The sequence below is a fragment of the Arcticibacter tournemirensis genome (assembly GCF_006716645.1).
Classification (GTDB): Bacteria; Bacteroidota; Bacteroidia; order Sphingobacteriales; family Sphingobacteriaceae; genus Arcticibacter; species Arcticibacter tournemirensis.
The window spans coordinates 4,489,517-4,509,679 of the sequence record NZ_VFPL01000001.1 but is presented as its reverse complement, the minus strand read 5'-3'; the positions used below and the strand labels follow the sequence as shown (position 1 = coordinate 4,509,679).

Sequence of the window (20,163 nt, the reverse complement as noted above, 5' to 3'; positions counted from 1 at the left end):
ATGAGAGTAACTACGATCTTCTTTGTAATTGCTGCGCTCCTCATGTTATCTGAAACGCAGGCCGAAGTTGTTCTGCCGAGAGTACTAGGGCATAACATGGTTTTACAGAGGGATAAACCAGTTTGTATCTGGGGAACAGCAGTGGCAGGAGAGAAAGTTAGTGTAACGTTTTCAGTGCAGAGAAAGGAAACAATAGCTGATGTAGCAGGCAAGTGGCAAGTTTTGCTTGATCCAATGAACGCTTCATCTGAAGGGCGTGAAATGATCATTGCCGGATCGAATACTATAAAGCTTGAGAACATCCTTGTTGGTGAAGTCTGGCTGTGTTCAGGCCAGTCGAACATGGAATTCACTATGCGAAAAAGCAGCAAAATGAAGCGTCCTGATGTCGCCGGACAGAATCCGGTGGATGAATTGCAGTACGCTAAAAATCCTTCAATCAGGATATTCCAGGTAAACCGGAAGGAGCTGATCAAGCCCGATTCCCTTCACCGTGGCTGGAGCATTGCACGTGATTCTGCGCTAAGGGTGTTTTCAGCCCCGGCTTATTTCTTTGCAAAAGAGTTATACAGCCGCCTTCATGTTCCCGTTGGTGTAATTTCTTCTGCCGTCCCGGGGAGTGCTATAGAACCATGGATCCCGGCGGAGGCTTTCAATGATCACGCTTTTTTTATTAACTATAAGGTTCAAAATGATCCCGGGAAGTTTTATACTCCTATGATTCATCCCCTGGTTCCTTTCGCTATAAAAGGCTTCCTTTGGTACCAGGGAGAGACGAATTGCTTCCTTAATGAAAGGATTGAATACACCCATAAAATGGAAGCTTTGATCGGCAGGTGGCGAAGCGACTGGAATGATAAAGATCTCCCTTTTTACTATGTTCAGATAGCACCTTTCAAGTATTCTGAATCAAAAGATAATAAGGTTACACTCAATAAAGAATCGTTACCCGAGTTCAGGGAAGCGCAGGCTGCGGCCCTAAAAATACCGAACACCGCCATGATCATTACTACCGATCTGGCTGATAATCTCAGCGATATCCATCCTTCTTATAAATGGGAGGTCGGCAGACGGCTGGCACTTCTTGCCCTTGCACGTGACTATGGATTTAAGGAAATTGTAAGTACCGGTCCGGTTTATCATGGAATGAAAATAAAGGGTAATAAGATAGAACTGAGCTTCAGCTCTGTGGGAGGGGGCCTCGTCAGTAAGGACGGCAAGACATTGTCAGATTTTCTTATCGCGGGAAAGGATAAGAAATTCGTTCCTGCGCAGGCTGAAATAAAAGGAAATAAAGTAGTTGTTTCATCCAATGCGGTGAACAGCCCGGCCGACGTACGGTTTGCATGGGTGGAAACAGCCCAACCCAATCTTTATAATAAAGAGGGTCTGCCTGCGCAACCCTTCAGGACCGATAATATTTTGATTAATCAGTTTAAACCGGATAGTAAAAAGTAATGCAATCTACGATCAGCAATCAGCAATCCTTGAGAGGCCATCAGCAATCAGTGATCAGCTTTCAGCTTTTTGCTTTCAACTTTCAACTTTCAACTTTCAACTTTCAACCCTTCGCTTTCCGCTTTAAGCTTTTAGCTTTGAGCTTTCTGCTTTCTGCTTTCAGCTCTCTCAGGGCCCAGGAAACTCAGAAAGTATACTTATCAGGTACCGGTAATGACCATACTGTGAAGTGGGATTTCTATTGCACGGCAGGAAGAAACTCAGGTAAGTGGAGTAAGATTGCAGTGCCATCAAACTGGGAGTTGCAGGGCTTTGGTAAATATAACTACGGCTTCGATAAAGACTCTGTGAGGGGAAAAGAAAAGGGACTATATAAGTACACTTTTAAGGTTCCGTCTGCATGGCGCGGCAAGAAAGTAAATATCGTATTTGAAGGGTCTATGACGGATACGGAGGTGAAGATCAATGGCATTCAGGCCGGAGAGATCCATCAGGGTTCCTTCTATGCATTTAGATACGATATCAGCAAGCTGTTGAAATACGGCTCCTCCAATCGGTTGGAAGTAACAGTGGCTAAGCACTCTGCCAACCAATCGGTGAATGAAGCCGAAAGGAAAGCCGACTACTGGATATTCGGAGGGATATTCAGGCCTGTTTATCTGGAGGCTTTGCCTGCGTCGCACATTGAAAGAGTAGCAATTGATGCAAAGGCAAACGGTCAGTTTGCAGCAAAGGTATACACACAGAGCGGGGCGGCTAAGGTATCTGTTCAGCTATATTCTGCCGATGGTCAGAAATTTGGGAACGAGATGTCTTCGTCTATAGCAAATGGCTCTTCAGAGATACTTCTCAGCGGTAGTTACGGCTCTCCAAAGCTCTGGTCTCCGGAATTTCCTAATCTGTATAAAGCTGTTTTTACGCTGTATGACAATGGGAAGCCCATTCATTCTTTTAGTCAGAAGACTGGATTCCGCACCATTCAAGTGAGGGAACGCGACGGGGTATTTATAAATGGGGTGAAGATTAAATTTAAAGGGGTAAATCGTCATTCTTTCTGGCCATCGTCGGGTAGGACAACCAGCAAGAAGATCAGTATTGCCGATGTGAACCTGATGAAGGATATGAATATGAATGCAGTACGCATGTCGCATTACCCTCCGGATAGTCATTTTCTCGACGTTTGCGATTCTCTCGGTTTATTTGTGATGGATGAGCTCGGCGGATGGCATGGGAACTACGATACGCCTACCGGCTCAAAGCTGTTAAAGGAAATGATGATCCAGGATGTGAACCATCCTTCTATTGTGTTCTGGTCTAACGGAAATGAAGGAGGCCACAACCGTGAACTCGATCATTTATTCGCAGAACTGGATATTCAGAAACGCCCCATGGTTCACCCCTGGGAGGATTTTAATGGTTTTGACACACAGCACTACCGCGAGTATAACTACGGAATTTCCAATTATATGCATGGCCATAGTATCGTAATGCCCACCGAATTTTTACATGGCGTATACGATGGCGGTCATGGCGCCGGACTGGAAGATTATTGGAATGAAATGCTGAATCACCCGCTTTCTGCCGGTGGTTTCCTGTGGGACTTTGCAGATCAGGGAGTGGTAAGGACGGATAAGAATGGCATCCTGGACACGGATGGAAGTCGCGGTGCAGACGGCATTGTTGGCCCCTACCATGAAAAGGAGGGCAGCTTCTTTACTATTAAGGAGGTATGGAGTCCTGTGTTTTTCGAACGCAGGGAAATGACCGAAGGCTTTGATGGCGTGTTCAATGTAGAGAACCGGTATTACTACACGAACCTTAACCAGTGCAGCTTTAGCTGGAAGCTGGTTAACCTTAAAACGAACGCATCAAAAACAGGAACTGCTGGATCCCCGGACCTAAAGCCTTTTGAAAAAGGAAAGTTAAAAGTGGACCTGCCTTCCGACTGGAGAAGTTTCGACGTTCTCTACATTACCGCAACAGATCCTCATAAAAGAGAATTGTTCACATCAAGCTTCCCCATTACACTTCCTGCTAAAGAAGCCGCAGGAATGGTGGTAAAGGAGGGCAAAGGGGCGGTTTCTGTAACGGAAACAGACTCTCTTTACAATGTTAAGGCAAATGGGATCAGCCTTAGCTTCAGCAAAAGCACGGGGGTCCTTAAGAAAGTACAGAATGACGCCGGAATCATTCCATTTAGTAACGGTCCGGTGGTTCAGGAAGGAGCGAATAATTTCAGTGGTATTACATCAAGGAGAGATGGTGATAAATTGATCATTGAGTCGACCTTCAATCGTAAAACATCGTATAACACACTTCAGTGGACGATATATCCTTCGGGCTGGGTGAAGCTGGATGTGAAATACTTTCCGGCAGAATATCTTACCAACTTTGCCGGAATAAACTTCTCGTTTCCTGAAAATAAAATGAAAGGGATGGAGTATATGGGAAGAGGCCCTTACAGGGTGTGGAAAAACCGGATAAAAGGCAATCAGTTTGGCGTTTGGAAAAAGGATTACAATAGCACGGAGACCGGTGAAAGTTGGGCATATCCTGAATTTAAAGGATATCATTCTAACATGTACTGGTGTAAATTCCTAACCACAGACCAGCCTTTTACAGTGGTAACCGAGAATGAAGATCTGTTTTTGCGTCTGTTTAGTGCGGCATACAAAACCGATCAATGGCATAATTATGAGCCTCTTTTTCCGTCGGGAGATATTTCTTTTATGCAGGGAATTCCGGGTATAGGTACAAAAACTCAACGGGCTGACCGTACCGGGCCCATGTCAATGAAGAACCTGTTTTATGATTATGAGAAAGAGCCTGCAAGAGCGTTGAATATAGTGTTGTATTTTGATTTCTCGGGAAAGTGAGGTTTAGTATCAAGTATCAAGATGCAAGTATCAAGAATAAGTTAAGCGAGAGGAATTATGAGTAATATAGTAACCGATTGCTAAACACTAAGCGCCAATAGCTAAATAATAATAAACAAGTGCATTATGCAGGAAGCCAATCGCTAACTGCCAATAGCTTAAATAAAATGAAACATAAAAGTATTCTTTATCTGATAATCTTTCCTCTGTTCCTGCTAACTACGGGCATGAACGTCTATGGAAAAGCGGATGTTGTTAGTCTGCAAAATCTCAGGACGGAACTTCTTGTTAATCCTGTAGGGATTGACGTTACACAACCGCGGTTGAGCTGGGAGATCAGGTCCGCCGCAAGAGCGACTGTTCAGACCGCGTACCAGGTACTTGTAGCTTCCAGCGAGGAAAAACTTTCTGCCAATGAAGGTGACCTGTGGAACTCGGGGAAGGTTGGCTCTGATGCTTCGGTTCATGTTAAATATAATGGTACAGATCTCAAAGGCAATGCAAGATGCTATTGGAAAGTGAAGGTATGGACGAACAAGGGCGAATCAGCATGGAGCAGTCCTGCTACTTTCACAATTGGACTTCTGAATTCTATTGACTGGAAAGGCAGATGGATTGGAATGGACCGTTCTTTTCCCTGGGATAGTGAAACCCAGTGGTCGCGTTTGTCTGCAAGGTACTTACGGAAAGAATTTGAAACAAAGAAAACCATTAGTCGTGCAACAGCCTATATTATCGGGCTGGGTTTATATGAGCTTTACCTCAACGGACAAAAGGTAGGAGATCAGGTTCTGGCACCCGGACCTACCGACTATTTCAAAGGTGTCAAGTACAATGCTATTGATGTTACAGGTATGCTTAAGCCTGGGAAGAATGCTGTTGGTACTATCCTGGGCAACGGTCGATACTACACCATGCGACAGGCCTATAAGCCTTATAAAATCAAGACTTTCGGGTATCCTAAAATGCTCTTCAATCTTCTGATTGAATACTCGGATGGTTCTAACGAAGCGATTGTGTCTGACGATTCATGGAAGCTGAATGCTGACGGACCTATAAGGTCGAATAACGAGTACGACGGAGAAGAATACGACGCGAATAAAGAGATGCCGGGATGGAATACCAGCGGGTTCGATGACAGTAAATGGCTGAAGGCAACGTTTGTGCAGGAACCGGGTGGTACCTATGAAGCCCAAATGAACGAGAACATGAAGGTGATGGCTACGATAAAGCCGGTTTCAATAAAAAAGTTGAAAGCCAATACCTATATTTTAGATATGGGTCAGAACTTTGCGGGATGGCTGCGGATGAGGGTTAAAGGATCAAAAGGAGACACTGTTAAACTTCGCTTTGGCGAAGATGTTCAGGCTAATGGGGAGTTATATGTCCGCAATCTTCGCGACGCCCGTTCTACCGACGTCTACATATTAAAGGGAGGAGTACAGGAAAGCTGGGAGCCAACCTTTGTATATCATGGCTTTCGTTTCGTTGAAATTACAGGATATCCAGGCACTCCTGCTATAGAGGATTTCGATGGGCGGGTGATTTATGATGATATGAAAACTACTGGCGGGTTTCTTACTTCAGATGCCACGATCAATCAGGTTTACAAGAATGCAAAGTGGGGTATTCTCAGCAACTATAAGGGAATGCCCGTCGACTGTCCGCAACGTAACGAGCGCCAGCCCTGGTTAGGCGATCGCACTACCGGTGCATATGGTGAAAGCTTTATTTTTGATAACAGCCGGCTTTACGCCAAGTGGCTGGATGATATCCGTCAGTCGCAAAAAGAAGACGGCAGCATACCGGATGTGGCGCCGGCCTTCTGGAGGTATTACAGCGATAATGTAACGTGGCCTTCCACCTATATGACGATTGCCGACATGCTGTACAGGCAGTATGGCGACTTCGAATCGATTAGAAAGCACTATGATTCGATGAAGAAATGGATGGACTACATGGCCGCCAAATACACCCGGGATGGTTTGATCACAAAAGATAAGTATGGCGACTGGTGTGTGCCGCCTGAATCAAAAGAGATGATCCACTCAAGAGATCCAAAAAGGCAAACAGATGGTGTACTCCTCGCCTCGGCAACATATGTACATGCATCGTCGTTAATGGGAAAATTTGCGAAGCTGCTGAACAAGAATGAGGATGCTGCTGAGTTCGCAGCAAGAGCTTCTGCTATAAAAGACGCTTTCAATAAGAAGTTTTTTGATCCTGGCAAAGGCCAGTACAGTAATAATACAATTACAGCCAACCTGCTTCCACTCGTCTATGGAATTGTTCCGGAAAATTCCCGAGAGAAATTGATGACTAGCATAGCCGATAAGATCATGATAGAAAACAAGGGGCATATCGGGACGGGAGTAATAGGAACCCAGTGGCTGATGAGGGGGCTTACTGCAAACGGCAGGCCGGATATCGCCTATCGTTTGGCATCGAACCGCGACTATCCAAGTTGGGGGTACATGGCTGAAAATGGAGCTACCACCATCTGGGAGCTGTGGAATGGGAATACTGCCAACCCCGAAATGAACTCCGCTAATCATGTAATGCTGCTGGGGGATCTGGTGATCTGGTATTACGAAAACGTAGCTGGGATTAAGTCTGATCCGGACGCTCCGGCTTTCAAAAAGATCATAATGAAACCGGAGATGATAGATGGCCTTACTTATGCTAGGGCATCGTACCAGTCTGTTCACGGCCTGGTTAAAAGCGACTGGAAGAAGGCCGGCAAGACTTTTATATGGAATATCAGCGTTCCTGCTAATACCCGGGCTCTCGTATATATTCCTGCCTCCTCAGCCGAAAAGGTTAAAGAAGGTAAGAAGGCTGCTTCTGCTTCGGATGGACTAAAGTTTTTAAAAATGGAGGGAAACAGAGCTTTGTTTGAAGCTGGATCGGGTGACTATTCTTTCACTTCGAATATGTAAAGTTTTAATTATGAACATGAACGATATTAAATCAAAAGTGTTAGGCGCGGCGATGTTAAGCGCTGTACTACTCGGATCTTCAACTTTTTGTCAAGCCCAGCAGGTTCAGACAGCAGTTATGAGTGCTGACGCAAAAGTGAAATCTGATGCTGATCAGGAAAAGAAGGCGGCCGAATGGGTTGCTTCACTTAATCTGAATGATCCGGCAAAAGAGAACAGGGTGAAGAGTGTTGTCGCCACACATCTTAAGACGATCAGAGACTGGCATAACGATCATCCCTTTACTACGGTTCCCGCGGGAATCAATCCAGCTACGGGTATTAAGCTGAGTGATCTCGACAGGCAGGTGATTGCCAATTCGGCGATGCCTTCTGCCGTTCATAAAAGCCTGATGGACGGTCTGCGCAATGATCTGACGGAGGAGCAGGTTGAGGCTATATTGGATAAGTATACCGTTGGGAAAGTGGCCTTTACTTTAAAAGGTTATAAGGCGATCGTTCCCGACCTGAAGCCTGAAGAAGAGGCCGTTATTCTGAAGAACCTGAAGCTGGCAAGGGAACAGGCAGTCGACTTTAAGAATATGAACCAGATCTCTGCCATCTTCGAGATTTATAAAACGAAATGCGAGCAGTATCTGAATTCGAATGGAAGAAATTGGAAACAGTTGTTTAAGGACTACGTTACTGCGCGCAAAGCGGAGAAGGGGAAGTGAGTTGTGGGGGAGTATCAAGTAGCTAGTATCAAGTATCAGGATTAGTGGGTGCAAGTTGTAGGATGTGGGTTGCAGGATAGTATCAAGCGGATAGTATTAAGTATCAGGAAAAGTGGTTGTGTGTTGTAGGATGTGGGTTGCAGGAAAGAGGGTTGCAGGTTACGAGTTGTGTGTTGAAGGAAAGTAGTAAGTATCAAGTAGCTGGTATCAAGTATCAAGAAGGAGATAGAAGAAGAATTAGTAGAATCAGGTAAATTATAAGTAACAAAAAAGGCTGATTGCTTTTAGCTGCTAAAAAAGCTAATAGCCAACAGCAATAGCTAATAGCCAAATATGTTTAAGAAATTAATCGCACTAAGTTTGGTCGCAACGAGCCTCGCAGGGAGTGTTGCGGCGCAGGATAAGCCCTGGAAAAAAGGAATCCTCGTGGATGAATTTATTTATGAATCGGCGCCGTTTCCACAGGCGCATGCTGCTACAATAGCTGAAACTCCCACGGGGCTGGTAGCAGCTTTCTTTGGCGGGACGAAGGAGAGGAATCCAGACGTTTGTATTTACGTAAGCAGGCGTGAGAATGGTAAGTGGACTGCCCCACAGAATGTGGCCGATGGGGTAATGCCCGACAAAAGATATCCAACCTGGAACCCTGTTTTGTACCAGGTTCCAGGAGGAGAACTATATCTGTTTTACAAGATTGGGCCTAGCCCCTCGACCTGGAAAGGATGGGCGAGGATCTCTAAAGATGACGGGAAAACATGGTCACAGGGATTCCCCTTGCCTGAAGGATATATTGGCCCGGTGAAAAATAAACCTGTATTACTGAGTAACGGAAACTTGTTCGCACCTACGAGCACTGAAGGAAACAGTACGGGCAATAGCTGGCAAATACATTTTGAGGTGACTCCTGATATGGGGAAAACATTCAGGAAGATAGGCCCTGTTCAGGCAGAGAAAGGTCTTGATGCCATTCAGCCAAGTATCCTGGACCATGGAAAGGGCAAACTTCAGTTATTGGCACGAAGCAGGAACAGGGCCATATTACAGTCATGGTCGTATGATAATGGAGAAACGTGGGAACCCCTGTCGAAAACAAACCTGCCAAATAACAATTCCGGAACTGACGCAGTGACCCTTAAAGACGGTCGGCATGCGCTCATTTATAATCATGTGCTGCCTCCAGGTGACTTAGCGAAGGGGCCTCGCACGCCTTTGAACCTCTCTTTATCTAAAGACGGAAAAACCTGGTATGCGGCTGCAATCCTGGAAGATTCGCCCATTAGTCAGTATTCTTATCCATCCATCATTCAAAGTAAAGAAGGAATGATCCATGTGGTTTATACCTGGCGGCGGGAGCGGATTAAGCATGTCGTAATTGATCCTTCAAAATTAAAGCTGAAGAAGATTGTAAATGGAGAATGGCCGAAAATGAAGGGTTACACTGCGCCTAAAGGGGCTGAAATCACAAACGACTAAGACAGTTTGAACGGACGGTATGAGATGTATAAGCAATCAAGAAAAAAAAAGATGTATAAAAGCTTAGTTGCCGGTTTTCTGGTTTTACTTGCTTCTTTCAGCTTTGCCCAAACAGCTGACGATGCTTTCAGAAAACCATTAAAGGAAGTAATATCCGATATAGAAAACCAGTTCCATGTAAAGATTCGTTATCCTGAAGATCTTGTGAAGGACCGCATGGTAACTTATGCTGGCTGGAGGTTCAGGCCGGATCTTGAACAGACGCTGTTCAATGTAATGTCGTCACAGGATATTACGTTTGTAAAGGAGGGCGAGGGCAAATACAAGCTTCAGAACTTTCAGTACCACCTGAAAACTCCGCTTGAAGGAAAACAACAACTAGAGTACCTGTGGACGAAGTTTAATGACGTGACGTCCTGGGAAAGTCGTAAAAAGGAGTTGCGGGAATGTATGTGGAAAGCTTTAAAGCTTTCCCCTCTTCCGGCGAAGCCTGCGAGTAGACCTGTTATTAGTAATAGGCGAACCATGAACGGTTACACTATTGAGAATGTTGCTTTGGAAACCTTGCCCGGCGTATACGTTTGCGGTTCCTTATACCGGCCGTTGAATGCAAAAGGGAAACTTCCGGTGATCCTCAATCCCGATGGGCATTTCGGCGATGGAAGGTACAGGGCTGACTGCCAGTACCGCTGTGCTATGCAGGCAAAAATGGGAGCTATTTCCTTTAGTTATGATCTTTTCGCATGGGGCGAATCAGCATTACAATTTAAACCTTCCGATCATAGAAAGAGTCTCGCAATGAGCGTTCATGCCTTAAATAGCATCAGAATACTCGATTGGCTGTTGTCGATGAAGAACGCCGACCCTAATCGTGTAGCTATTACCGGAGGATCAGGAGGCGGAAGTCAGACTATGCTGATCACCGCTTTGGATGACCGGATCAAGCTGAGCGTTCCAGTAGTGATGATGTCGTCCTACCATAGTGGAGGCTGCCCTTGTGAGAGTGGTATGGGGGTACATCTTTGCGGCGGAGGGACCAACAATGTCGAAATTGCGGCGATGGCGGCACCGAGACCTCAACTTATTATTTCCGATGGAAAGGACTGGACCCAGCAGGTACCGCAAGTGGAGTTTCCCTACCTGAAGAAGGTGTACGACTTTTATGGGAAAACGGGCGAGGTTGAGAATGCGCATTTTCCCCAGGAAGGGCACGATTACGGATTAAGTAAGCGTGTGGCTATGTATCAGTTTGTTGCAAAGCATTTTAACCTCGACATTAAGAAAATTCAGGACAAGGAAGGCAGGATCCACGAGTCGGGAGTAACGATAGAAAAATACCCGGCTATGTACGTATTTGGAGAGAAGCGGGAGAGCCTGCCAGCCAATGCAGTGAAGGATTTTGCTCAATTGGAAGAGATGTTTAAATAGATATAAGTATTTAGATATGAGGTAATAGAATAGATATGAGTATCTAGATATGAGGTAATAGATACTAGAGCGCTAAGTATACAATCTGTTACCTATTCTCTCATCTCTCATTACAGTGAAAATAATCTATTACCTAATCTCTCATGTCTCAATACTATAGTAATATAACAATGAAAAACAAAACTATCAGCAGACGGCATTTTATCGCCGGTACTGCAATGGCATCGGCGGGATTACTAATGCCGGGCAGTCTTGCGTGGGCGTTGACTGATAAGAAACAGAGGTACAGGATCGCGGTTGTAGATCTGATGATCCTGAAGCGTCAGAAACTAAGCGCCTTTCAGCTTGCAAAAGAGATAGGAGCGGATGGGCTTGAAGTAGACATGGGTGGCTTGGGTAACCGTGAGACGTTTGATAACAAACTTTCAGATCCAATAATAAGACAGCAGTTCCTCGATAAAGCGAAAGAACTAAATCTGGGGATTTGCTCCCTGGCAATGACTGGCTTCTTTGCCCAGTCCTTTGCTACAAGGCCGACCTGGCAGAAGATGATTCAGGACTGTATAGATACGATGAAGGCAATGGGAGTGAAGGTCGCTTTTCTGCCTCTGGGAGTACAGGGAGACCTTGTAAAGAACCCGGAGTTAAGGCCTGCGATTGTAGAAAGGCTGCAAGTAGCCGGGAAGATGGCTCAGCAGGCAGGTGTGATTATCGGAATAGAAACTTCTCTTGACGCGAGGGCAGAAGTGCAATTGCTAAAAGATATCGGGTCTGATGCAATAAAGATCTATTTCAAGTTCGCCAACCCTGTAAAGGGCGGAAGGGATTTATGTCAGGAATTAAAGATCCTCGGAAAGAAACGAATTTGTATGATCCACTGTACAAATGAAGATAGAGTATGGCTGCAGAACGATCCGGCAATCAACATGCAGGAGGTTAAGCGCACGCTCGATAAAATGGGCTGGGAAGGCTGGCTGGTGGTAGAACGGTCGCGCGACCAGAGTAACCCAACAAACGTCAAATGGAACTTCGGAGCTAATGTGGCCTATCTTAAGAAGGTATTTCAGGGATAATGATTAGTTTTCCTCTCTTTTAAACCGACCTTAGCCGACCGTATTGGCAGGATGTTTGCTGATAATACAAATAACAAACATCTAGCCATGAAAACGTCAAAATTTTTGTTTACTGCAATTTTGTGTGTCTTCTTAAGCGCCTGCAGTAAGGACAATGCTGTCCTGGAAAGCGAAGAAGAATTAAGCTCTGCACAAAGTACCACTCCGGGAAGCCAGCAGGCGCAAATATCGAACATTGTGGTTCCCGAGGCGTCCAAGGGGGTAAACCCCGTGAAGATTAAAGCAACAGTAACCGGCAGCAGCAGTTGTTGGACGGACCTGAGGTTATCCTTAACCAAAAGTTCAAAGTATAATTACGTTCTGAAAGCTTATGGAACCGTAGGTACGGGAAGCTGCGAAAATACTCCCGTAACAGCGGCAAGAGAAGCATCTTTTACCCCCGATGCTCAGGGTACTTACACCATTACCATTTATAAAACACCGAATACAACAGTTGAGAAAAAGGTGCAGGTAATCTACACGAGGTAAAGTGAGTTCCGGAAAATGCAGGTATTATTTTATATAGTACCTGCACAGGAAAGTAGCAGTACCAGAATGTAATAGTAGTGTTTTTAACACGTTAAAGCACCCTGGACAGTGCTGGCTGAGGTTTGCTGGAAGAGGTCTTTGGATTTATATTTCGTTTCTCGTTGCCGAACAGCGATGAATCCTCTCCTTCAGCATTCCTCCTTTTTTTGACACCTTTTTTCTTCTTAAACTTACGGTTATACCATATCAGGAAGCCAGTAACCGGCAGGCTTGCCCCAATTAGTGAAGCCAGGAAGGCGAGAACTTTACCTGGAAAGCCGAGAATGCTGCCAACATGGATATCGTAGTTCATTTTTCGCAGCTTCTCGCCAAAGGAAGCTTCGTTGTAAGCTACAGAGTAAGCATCGCGACGTTTCAGTTCTTTCAGCGTATGCTGGTCGAAGCTATAGCCCTGACTATTGTAAAACTGTCCTTTGTTAGGATAAACCGAAACGTCAATCGCAGCTTTCGGATGCGAAGTGTCGGCAAAACTATAATAGAAACCCATGGATTTAGGATGCCTTTCGATCACTCTGGCCCAGGCCCCATCCATCGCTTGCGCTGGTGTATAGAGGTTTCCCTTCTGCAGAGAGTCCGATTCCATCCTTTTATATTCAGCCAGCTTATCTCCACCCGAAGTAACCCAATACAATCCTTCGCTATACCATTTGATGCCGTACACCATTCCTGTGAGGGCAATAGCCGCCAGGAACAGCAACGAATAGAAGCCGACTACATTATGCAGGTCAAGGTTTACCCTCCTGAACGAGGCGCCCCATTTAATCGTGAAGCTCTTCCTGCGGGTAGACTTGTTCCATTTTTTGGGATACCACCATATCAGTCCGGTGATAAGCAATACTACAAACACCAATGTTCCGTAGTTTACGATCGGCCTGCCAATCCCGGAAGGCAACCATAGAAACCTGTGTCCATTGAGGATGAATCTGAAGAAATCGGTTTCTCCCTTCTTTCGCACTTCTTCACTAATCACCTCGCCAGTGTAGGGATTGATTTTCAGAAGCGTTCCGCCACTGCGATCACGCGGGGCGGCATCTGCAGATCGAAGGTTCAGGTTAATTGCTCTGCCCTGTTGGTAATTGGCATACGACGGTATCTTATCAGGATGCCGCTTCGCTGCGATATCTATCAGCTGGGAAGGCCTGAGGACCGGCTTGTTCTGCCATTCAAACCTGGTTTCTGGCTCGAGCAAGCCGGTAATCTCTTCATTAAACACCCAGATACAGCCGGTAAGACAAACAATCAGCACAATGACACCAGATATCAGTCCCAGCCATAAATGAAGCCAGTTATTAATCCTTTTAAAAAGAGAATCCTTTTGCTTCTTTTTTGCCGGTGTCTGTTTCATGGGAGTCATTGTGCTGTGTTAATAAAGTGATAAATTTATTTGAAACGGTAAGCAATACTCAGCCTCGCGTTTCTGGGCATTTCGTATATGTATGTGTAGTAATTAACATTTGTGGGTGTTACCTTCTTGGGATCTAACTGATTATAAGAACCCTGTGTGAGCAATCTTCGGTCAAGCAAGTTGTTCACAAGGCAAGAAACACTCAGTTTACCTTTTTCATATGTTGCACCTGCATCAAAGCGATAATACTCCGGCAACATTAGCGGCCTGGCTGTTGTTCCTGCGTACCTGTCAAGATGAATTTGATAACCGCCCGTTAATCCGAAACCATCGAGTAACGATCCCTGCTTTTTATAGCGGTATGACAACCAGCCGTTTGTAAGGTGTTTTACAGAATTGGCGACGTGTCTGCCAACTAACTCCGGATTGTTATCTTTACTGACTATCGCATCAGTATACGCATAATTTAACACGACGTTCAACCCACTCACAATTTCGCCCACAATATCCAGTTCAATCCCTTTCGATTCAATTTCACCTACCTGAACCTGAGCATTTGGATTTATTGCACGATGCTCGGGATCTAAATCTTGAGTAAGTACATTTTTCTTAGTGATCTTATAAGCTGCAATAGTGGTATTCCATTTTCCGTCAAACCAGTCTTTCTTCAAACCCAACTCGACGTTATTACCCCTGATGGGTTTAAATGGATCACCTGCAAAATCCTGGCCTCCTACGGGCAGGAAACTCTGATCATATAGCGCATATGCAGAGAAATCTTTTGTCACTGAGTAACTCAGGCCCACTCTGGGGCTAAATATATTGTCAGAAATATGCGTCTTGTTAGTCTTTCCTACCGTTACGGCGTGGGTAAAACGGCCGGCCAGAGTTAAACGAAGCTTTTCGTCCAGCATCCGAATTTCGTCCTGTAAATAAACTCCTGTATAAGTAAGGTTGGTTAGGTACGTACTTGAACCAGAGCGTATCTGAATACTTCTTGAACGGTCGAAAACCGGGATACTGTCCATTGGAATGCCGTATTCAGGGTTATAGATGTTAAACACCTTATTATCCCCCAATCGAAGATCGGGCTCCTGTGCACTCCCAAAGTCCCCCCAGGTTTTGAGATTGCCCATATCCACGCCAGCCATTAGCCGGTGGATCACCGGACCTGTAGCCAGATCTCCCATAATACTTACCTGTGCATTTTTATTGATGGCTAACTCTTCACTGATATTTAAATATCGTTTCATATCCCCGTTAAGTGCAATCTGAGATGGCCAGGGGGTACCGCCAAATAAACCGTACCGAACATAAGCTACCTGGGCGTTTACCTTCCAGTCGTTGTTTAGCTTATGGTTGAAATACAATGTTGCATTGTGATCATATAACTTGTTAGGGTCAAGAGAAGGGTCACCTATAAAGAAGCTGGGATCGGTATCGCCAAATCCATTGGGCGAAAAACCATAAGTACCCAAAGCCTGGGCCTCCACATGCTGCGTAGTATATTCAGCGGTGACAAGGGTATTACTGTCAATCTGGTAGCTTACTACTGGCGCAATCACATATTTGTCGGTATAGTTGTATTTGTTATAGCTGCCTTTGGTTTGGGCTGCCGCGTTCAGGCGGAAAAGCAGTCTGCCGTCAGCCGATAATTTTCCGTCAAGATCAATAGCTGCACGACCCAAATTATAACCACCACCACTGAAGCTTACCGAGCTGCGATTCTCTCCTGTGGGCTTTTTAGTTACTACGTTATAAATGCCGCCCGGCTCGCCGTTTGCCATCATAAACCCTGATGGCCCTTTTATAAACTCAATCCTTTCAATGGTTGCTGCATCATCAGCCAGAGGCCCCCATGGCATCTTTTGATTCATCCCATTTCTGAAAGCCGGGATCGTAGTGCCGCGCGTTGATATGTTTGCATACTGAGCGTCCCAGTGACCGGTCCTGACCGTTCCAGCGACATTTCGTGTCACTCCATCTACTATATCAAATACCAGTTGATCTGCAATCAGTTTATCGGTAACCACCCGAATGTTCTGAGGTATTTCAATGAGCGGCGACTGCAATCGCAGGGAAGGGGAGACTTTATCAGTCTTAAACTTGTTCCGGTGCCCTTTTATCTGCACCACTTCCAGCTCCGCCCGATTTTCCTTCAAGGAGAAATCCGCAATCACAGTTCCCTTACCAGAAACATGGATTTGTTTTTCCCTTGGAGATAGCCCAACTGCAGATACTATCATGGTATAATCACCTTCTGGTACCCTCTTTATCTGGTACTCACCATTTTCGTCCGACATCGCACCGAACTTGGTGCCTTTTAATACCACCGACACATACGCAGCTATGCTACCGTCGGCCGTTGTGATCCTTCCCCGAATTGTGCCGTAATGTTGTTCATTTTCAGGTAAACTTTCTTCATAGGCTTTTGAATTGATTCCAGATGTTTTTAGTCCGGCCATCGTGTTGTCAATAGACCAGCAGGCGCAGAGGGCACCTAATAGCAAAATTTTCTTAACTTGCATTACTTTTAATCTATATTAAAGGTGATCCGGTTTATCCGGCAGCCACACGGTGTCCACCCCGTGTGGCATTTTTTTCTTCGCAAATATAGAGTTATTTAGATTCAGTCCAAATAAATGACACCTAAAAGCACATATTGCACGTTCATTTTCTTATTTTTAGTTCATTACCGCCAATAGAATCCCTTATTTCACCTGCATTGGGCAGCGCGACTGAGAAATGAGGTCGTTATATAAATAAAACACTACGAGAGTGGGCCTAATTGCACTATATCTGCCGGAATTTGTGTGATTTAGTTTTGGGCGGAATAGCAAAATAATTATAGCTTTGAGCAACTTAAATCACACGATGATGTCAAAATTTTTTACTACCCTTCTTATCGTACTAAGCCTTTGTACAACCGTTTTTTCTCAAACAAAAGGCGAAACAGAATTCGGTTTTCATGTTGGTTACAACGCAGCAACAGTTACCAGCGATGATAACATTACGAACAGCAAATACAGGAGCGGTTTTAATGCTGGAGTTTCTGTGGACTATTTTTTTTCTGATCGCTGGAGCATTAAAGGTGAGTTCACGTATGATCAGAAAGGATGGAATAATGGTTACTTTGATAGTGGCAGCGGTCCTGTCACCACAAACTATCACCTGGATTACCTTACTATTCCTGTAATGGCAAACTGGCATTTTGGGCGTACCAGAAACTGGTATTTAAACTTTGGTCCTTATGTCGGTATTCTGTTATCAGCCTCGGAAACTGCCCGTGATACTGATATTAAATCTATTCTTTCCAGTACAGACTTCGGACTGGATGCCGGTATTGGAGTAAAAATTCCGGTTTCTGAGAAAACCAAGTTCTTTATTGAACTTAATGGACAGAGCGGATTTACTGATTTAGTGAAAGATAATACCGGGATGACCATAAGAAGCAGTACCTCGAACATTAATATTGGATTTAATTTTTAAAATTAACTGAACAAACCTCTTCAGAAAAAGAGGATGGTGTACAGGTGCATCATCCTCTTTTTTTGAAACCTGCCTTTTACCTGGAATTCTCCCGTTATAAATACCAGTTTCCCAATCCGATCACACTTACCAACTTCATTATAGGGAGCCTTTGGTTCCAGTATTGATTCTTTCAAATTATTTAGTGTAAGAGTGTACACTGAACAAGCAAAGCCACGTTTTGCCATAAAATGGTAAGAACAGGGGTAAAAGCTTGTAGAAAACCTGAAGAGTGTCTGACAAATCCCTTACCAGGCCCTGATGTTGTCAGCATCTCGTCAGCATCTTGTTAGGATCATGTCAGACTCTCGTCAGACTTTAGTCTGACATGATGCTGAGGAGATGCTGATGACATCCTGACGAGATGTGGGATTGGTAAGGCGTTTATCAGGGATTTGGAAGGCAGTAACCCCATACGGGTCAATCTGGTGGCCTCTTTTTATTTAAGCATATCCTTTTCAGTACGAGCTATCGAAAGAAAAATATAGTGCCGATTCTCCTCTGCATTGAGGCATCTGTATAGTAAGAATAGCTCCGCACACATGAAGTATATAACAATAGTCGTGGTAAAGAGAGCTAAAGAAAATTGCTAAAGTAACATTCAAAACAGTAAATTAGACCGGATTTCGCAGGGACCGCTGGATTGAAGTAATCTCCGTCTACAGGGCAATAAATAGCAGCCCGCAACAAAATGAGTAAAAACAAAAAATGATAAAACGAACAATGATAATCCTTTTGGGTATTACATTGCTGTTAGTAACTGTAACATATTTCTATATGCGTCAACCACAATTCGGAAAAGCACCAAGAGGCAAACGACTTGAGCGTTTGCAAAAATCACCCCACTACAAAGACGGAAAATTTCAAAATATACACTTTACACCTATTACGACTGAAGGTTATTCCATGGCGGGCGTGATGTATAATTTCATATTTACAAAATTTCCGCGCACCCGGCCAATCGACAGTATTCCTTCTGTAAAGACCGATTTGAAAAATTTACCAATTACCGAAAATGTCTTGGTGTGGTTCGGGCATTCGTCATACTTTATTCAGCTCGATGGGAAGCGTTTTCTTATTGATCCTGTTTTTAGCGGCAATGCTTCGCCGATACCAAACTCTAATAAATCATTTAAGGGCACAGACATCTATTCGGCAGAGGATATGCCAGAAATTGATTTTCTGCTCATAACACACGATCATTACGATCATTTAGATTATCAAACTGTGATGAAGCTGAAGCCTAAAGTCAGGCAGATCATTTGCGGTTTAGGTGTGGGCGAACATTTTGAATACTGGAAGTTCGATACTGCAAAGGTCATTGAGATGGATTGGAACGAGAGTGTTGTTATCGGCGAAAATTTTACCTTGCATACTGCACCTGCACGTCATTTTTCCGGCAGGAGTTTTACCAGAAATAATACGCTATGGCTTTCATTTGTTTTGCAAACGTCTGATCTGAAGTTGTATCTAGGTGGTGATAGCGGCTACGATACGCACTTTGCCGAAATCGGGGAAAAGTTCGGTGGGTTTGATCTGGCACTCTTAGACAACGGTCAGTATAATGTAGCATGGCAGGCCATTCATATGCTACCGAACGAAGGGTTGAAAGCTGCGAAGGATTTACATGCTAAACGGCTGTTTCCTGTACATTCTTCTAAATTTAAACTGGCAAATCACCCCTGGGATGAACCATTGAAAACCATCAGTGAACTGAACGAAAAAGAATATCATTTACCCTTGGTGACGCCTAAGATTGGGGAAGTAGTGAGGCTAAATGACAGTACACAAGTTTTTACCAAATGGTGGGAACGAGTGAATTGAGGTGTTTCACCAGTAGACGCCGAAACTTTTGAAGCCATATTTGAAATCTAAATCAAATATTATGAATTTAGCGGTGCTAATATTTAGCTTTTATAATACATAAATCCGAACGTAATAAATATGCAAATTTTAAAAGGAAAAACGGCCATAATCACGGGTGCTGGAAAAGGATTGGGACGGGCAATGGCACTTGCTTTGGCGGCTGAGGGAGTAAACCTGGGTTTGGTGGCCAGAACGGTAGCTGACCTTGAACGTGTAGCCGGGGAAGCGAAAGGGCAAAACCCCGACATTACAGTGGCCCTCGCCAGCGCCGATGTGGCTAACTATGCTGAAGTTCAATCCGCTGTTGGGGAGCTTGTGGGAAAACTGGAAAAGGTGGATATTCTCGTGAACAACGCCGGTATACTAAAGGTTGGTGGCTTTCTTGAGCTGCCCGTAACAGAATGGGAAGAGGTGTTTCGAGTGAATGTATTGGGTAACTATTACGTGATACATGAGGTTTTACCGTTCATCCTGGAGCAGGGCAGAGGCGATATCATTAATGTAGCTTCTACCGCAGGATTGAAAGGATCTGCCCGAATGAGCGCTTACGGTGCTTCTAAAGCGGCGGTGATCAATTTGACCGAATCATTGATGCAGGAAGTCCGTAAATCGAACATTCGCGTTACCACAGTGAACCCGAGTACTATCGCGACTGAAATGACGATCAATGCTAACTTTACCGACGGCAATGCGGAAAAAGTACTGCAACCTGAAGATCTTGCCTCTCTGGTGGTTAACAATTTAAAGTTGCCGCAACGTGCATTCGTTAAAGAAGTTGGACTTTGGTCGACTAATCCCTGATTCAATAGCAGATCCTCGTCTGTCGAAGTGACTTTACGGGCATTATTTGGTCCTGAATAAGCCGCCCAGGCATGTA

At 44.6% G+C, this 20,163-nt stretch carries 13 protein-coding genes; 11 read left to right on the top strand and 2 right to left on the bottom strand.

From position 1 onward, the window contains the following. The 8 genes from BDE36_RS18770 (at position 1) to BDE36_RS18735 (ending at position 12,487) form a co-directional block, all read left to right on the top strand. A complete protein-coding gene (locus tag BDE36_RS18770; RefSeq protein WP_141816099.1) occupies positions 1-1,458 on the top strand; it encodes a sialate O-acetylesterase in 1,458 nt (485 codons plus the stop codon). Next, entirely contained in the window at positions 1,458-4,334 is a 2,877-nt protein-coding gene (locus tag BDE36_RS18765; protein WP_141816098.1) for a glycoside hydrolase family 2 TIM barrel-domain containing protein, read from the top strand. The genes BDE36_RS18770 and BDE36_RS18765 overlap by 1 nt, the downstream gene beginning before the upstream one ends. A gap of 167 nt (positions 4,335-4,501) precedes the next feature. Continuing rightward, a complete protein-coding gene (locus BDE36_RS18760) occupies positions 4,502-7,273 on the top strand; it encodes a glycoside hydrolase family 78 protein (RefSeq protein WP_141816097.1) in 2,772 nt (923 codons plus the stop codon). Between the two features lie 16 nt (positions 7,274-7,289). Next, positions 7,290-7,985: a DUF3826 domain-containing protein gene (locus tag BDE36_RS18755; RefSeq protein WP_235904191.1), complete on the top strand. Its 696-nt coding sequence runs from the start codon at positions 7,290-7,292 to the stop codon at positions 7,983-7,985. A 333-nt stretch (positions 7,986-8,318) separates the two neighbouring features. Further along, the gene (locus BDE36_RS18750) at positions 8,319-9,458 is read left to right on the top strand and encodes a sialidase family protein (protein WP_141816096.1); all 1,140 of its coding nucleotides are present in this window, start codon (positions 8,319-8,321) and stop codon (positions 9,456-9,458) included. 51 nt (positions 9,459-9,509) lie between these two features. Continuing rightward, entirely contained in the window at positions 9,510-10,886 is a 1,377-nt protein-coding gene (locus BDE36_RS18745; RefSeq protein ID WP_141816095.1) for an alpha/beta hydrolase family protein, read from the top strand. A gap of 170 nt (positions 10,887-11,056) precedes the next feature. Then, positions 11,057-11,959: a sugar phosphate isomerase/epimerase family protein gene (locus BDE36_RS18740; protein ID WP_141816094.1), complete on the top strand. Its 903-nt coding sequence runs from the start codon at positions 11,057-11,059 to the stop codon at positions 11,957-11,959. An 87-nt stretch (positions 11,960-12,046) separates the two neighbouring features. Further along, complete coding sequence (locus BDE36_RS18735; protein WP_141816093.1) at positions 12,047-12,487, top strand: hypothetical protein; 441 nt, start codon at positions 12,047-12,049, stop codon at positions 12,485-12,487. Positions 12,488-12,578: 91 nt separating this feature from the next. Here BDE36_RS18735 and BDE36_RS18730 read toward each other — a convergent pair whose 3' ends face one another. Both BDE36_RS18730 and BDE36_RS18725 read right to left on the bottom strand, forming a co-directional pair. After that, positions 12,579-13,901: a PepSY-associated TM helix domain-containing protein gene (locus BDE36_RS18730; RefSeq protein ID WP_141816092.1), complete on the bottom strand. Its 1,323-nt coding sequence runs from the start codon at positions 13,899-13,901 to the stop codon at positions 12,579-12,581. 26 nt (positions 13,902-13,927) lie between these two features. Next, positions 13,928-16,420 carry a TonB-dependent receptor gene (locus tag BDE36_RS18725; RefSeq protein WP_141816091.1) on the bottom strand — a complete coding sequence of 831 codons (2,493 nt, stop codon included), beginning with the start codon at positions 16,418-16,420 and terminating at the stop codon, positions 13,928-13,930. Between the two features lie 346 nt (positions 16,421-16,766). On the opposite strand from BDE36_RS18725, the gene BDE36_RS18720 reads away from it, so the two are divergent. The 3 genes from BDE36_RS18720 to BDE36_RS18710 all read left to right on the top strand — a co-directional run bounded on the left by BDE36_RS18720 (position 16,767) and on the right by BDE36_RS18710 (position 20,087). After that, on the top strand, positions 16,767-17,381 hold the full coding sequence (locus BDE36_RS18720; protein WP_141816090.1) for a porin family protein: 615 nt from the start codon (positions 16,767-16,769) through the stop codon (positions 17,379-17,381). Between the two features lie 816 nt (positions 17,382-18,197). Then, positions 18,198-19,244: an MBL fold metallo-hydrolase gene (locus tag BDE36_RS18715; RefSeq protein ID WP_317132916.1), complete on the top strand. Its 1,047-nt coding sequence runs from the start codon at positions 18,198-18,200 to the stop codon at positions 19,242-19,244. Between the two features lie 120 nt (positions 19,245-19,364). Then, a complete protein-coding gene (locus BDE36_RS18710; RefSeq protein ID WP_141816089.1) occupies positions 19,365-20,087 on the top strand; it encodes a 3-ketoacyl-ACP reductase in 723 nt (240 codons plus the stop codon). Positions 20,088-20,163 lie beyond the last annotated feature (76 nt).

Excerpts from the sequence above, each read along its gene's own strand:
- BDE36_RS18740 (WP_141816094.1), top strand. The coding sequence starts at position 11,057 with ATGAAAAACAAAACTATCAGCAGACGGCATTTTATCGCCGGTACTGCA.
- BDE36_RS18710 (WP_141816089.1), top strand. The coding sequence starts at position 19,365 with ATGCAAATTTTAAAAGGAAAAACGGCCATAATCACGGGTGCTGGAAAA.
- BDE36_RS18750 (WP_141816096.1), top strand. The coding sequence starts at position 8,319 with ATGTTTAAGAAATTAATCGCACTAAGTTTGGTCGCAACGAGCCTCGCA.
- BDE36_RS18755 (WP_235904191.1), top strand. The coding sequence starts at position 7,290 with ATGAACGATATTAAATCAAAAGTGTTAGGCGCGGCGATGTTAAGCGCT.
- BDE36_RS18770 (WP_141816099.1), top strand. The coding sequence starts at position 1 with ATGAGAGTAACTACGATCTTCTTTGTAATTGCTGCGCTCCTCATGTTA.
- BDE36_RS18745 (WP_141816095.1), top strand. The coding sequence starts at position 9,510 with ATGTATAAAAGCTTAGTTGCCGGTTTTCTGGTTTTACTTGCTTCTTTC.
- BDE36_RS18760 (WP_141816097.1), top strand. The coding sequence starts at position 4,502 with ATGAAACATAAAAGTATTCTTTATCTGATAATCTTTCCTCTGTTCCTG.
- BDE36_RS18730 (WP_141816092.1), bottom strand. The coding sequence starts at position 13,901 with ATGACTCCCATGAAACAGACACCGGCAAAAAAGAAGCAAAAGGATTCT.
- BDE36_RS18725 (WP_141816091.1), bottom strand. The coding sequence starts at position 16,420 with ATGCAAGTTAAGAAAATTTTGCTATTAGGTGCCCTCTGCGCCTGCTGG.
- BDE36_RS18715 (WP_317132916.1), top strand. The coding sequence starts at position 18,198 with ATGCGTCAACCACAATTCGGAAAAGCACCAAGAGGCAAACGACTTGAG.
- BDE36_RS18765 (WP_141816098.1), top strand. The coding sequence starts at position 1,458 with ATGCAATCTACGATCAGCAATCAGCAATCCTTGAGAGGCCATCAGCAA.
- BDE36_RS18735 (WP_141816093.1), top strand. The coding sequence starts at position 12,047 with ATGAAAACGTCAAAATTTTTGTTTACTGCAATTTTGTGTGTCTTCTTA.
- BDE36_RS18720 (WP_141816090.1), top strand. The coding sequence starts at position 16,767 with ATGATGTCAAAATTTTTTACTACCCTTCTTATCGTACTAAGCCTTTGT.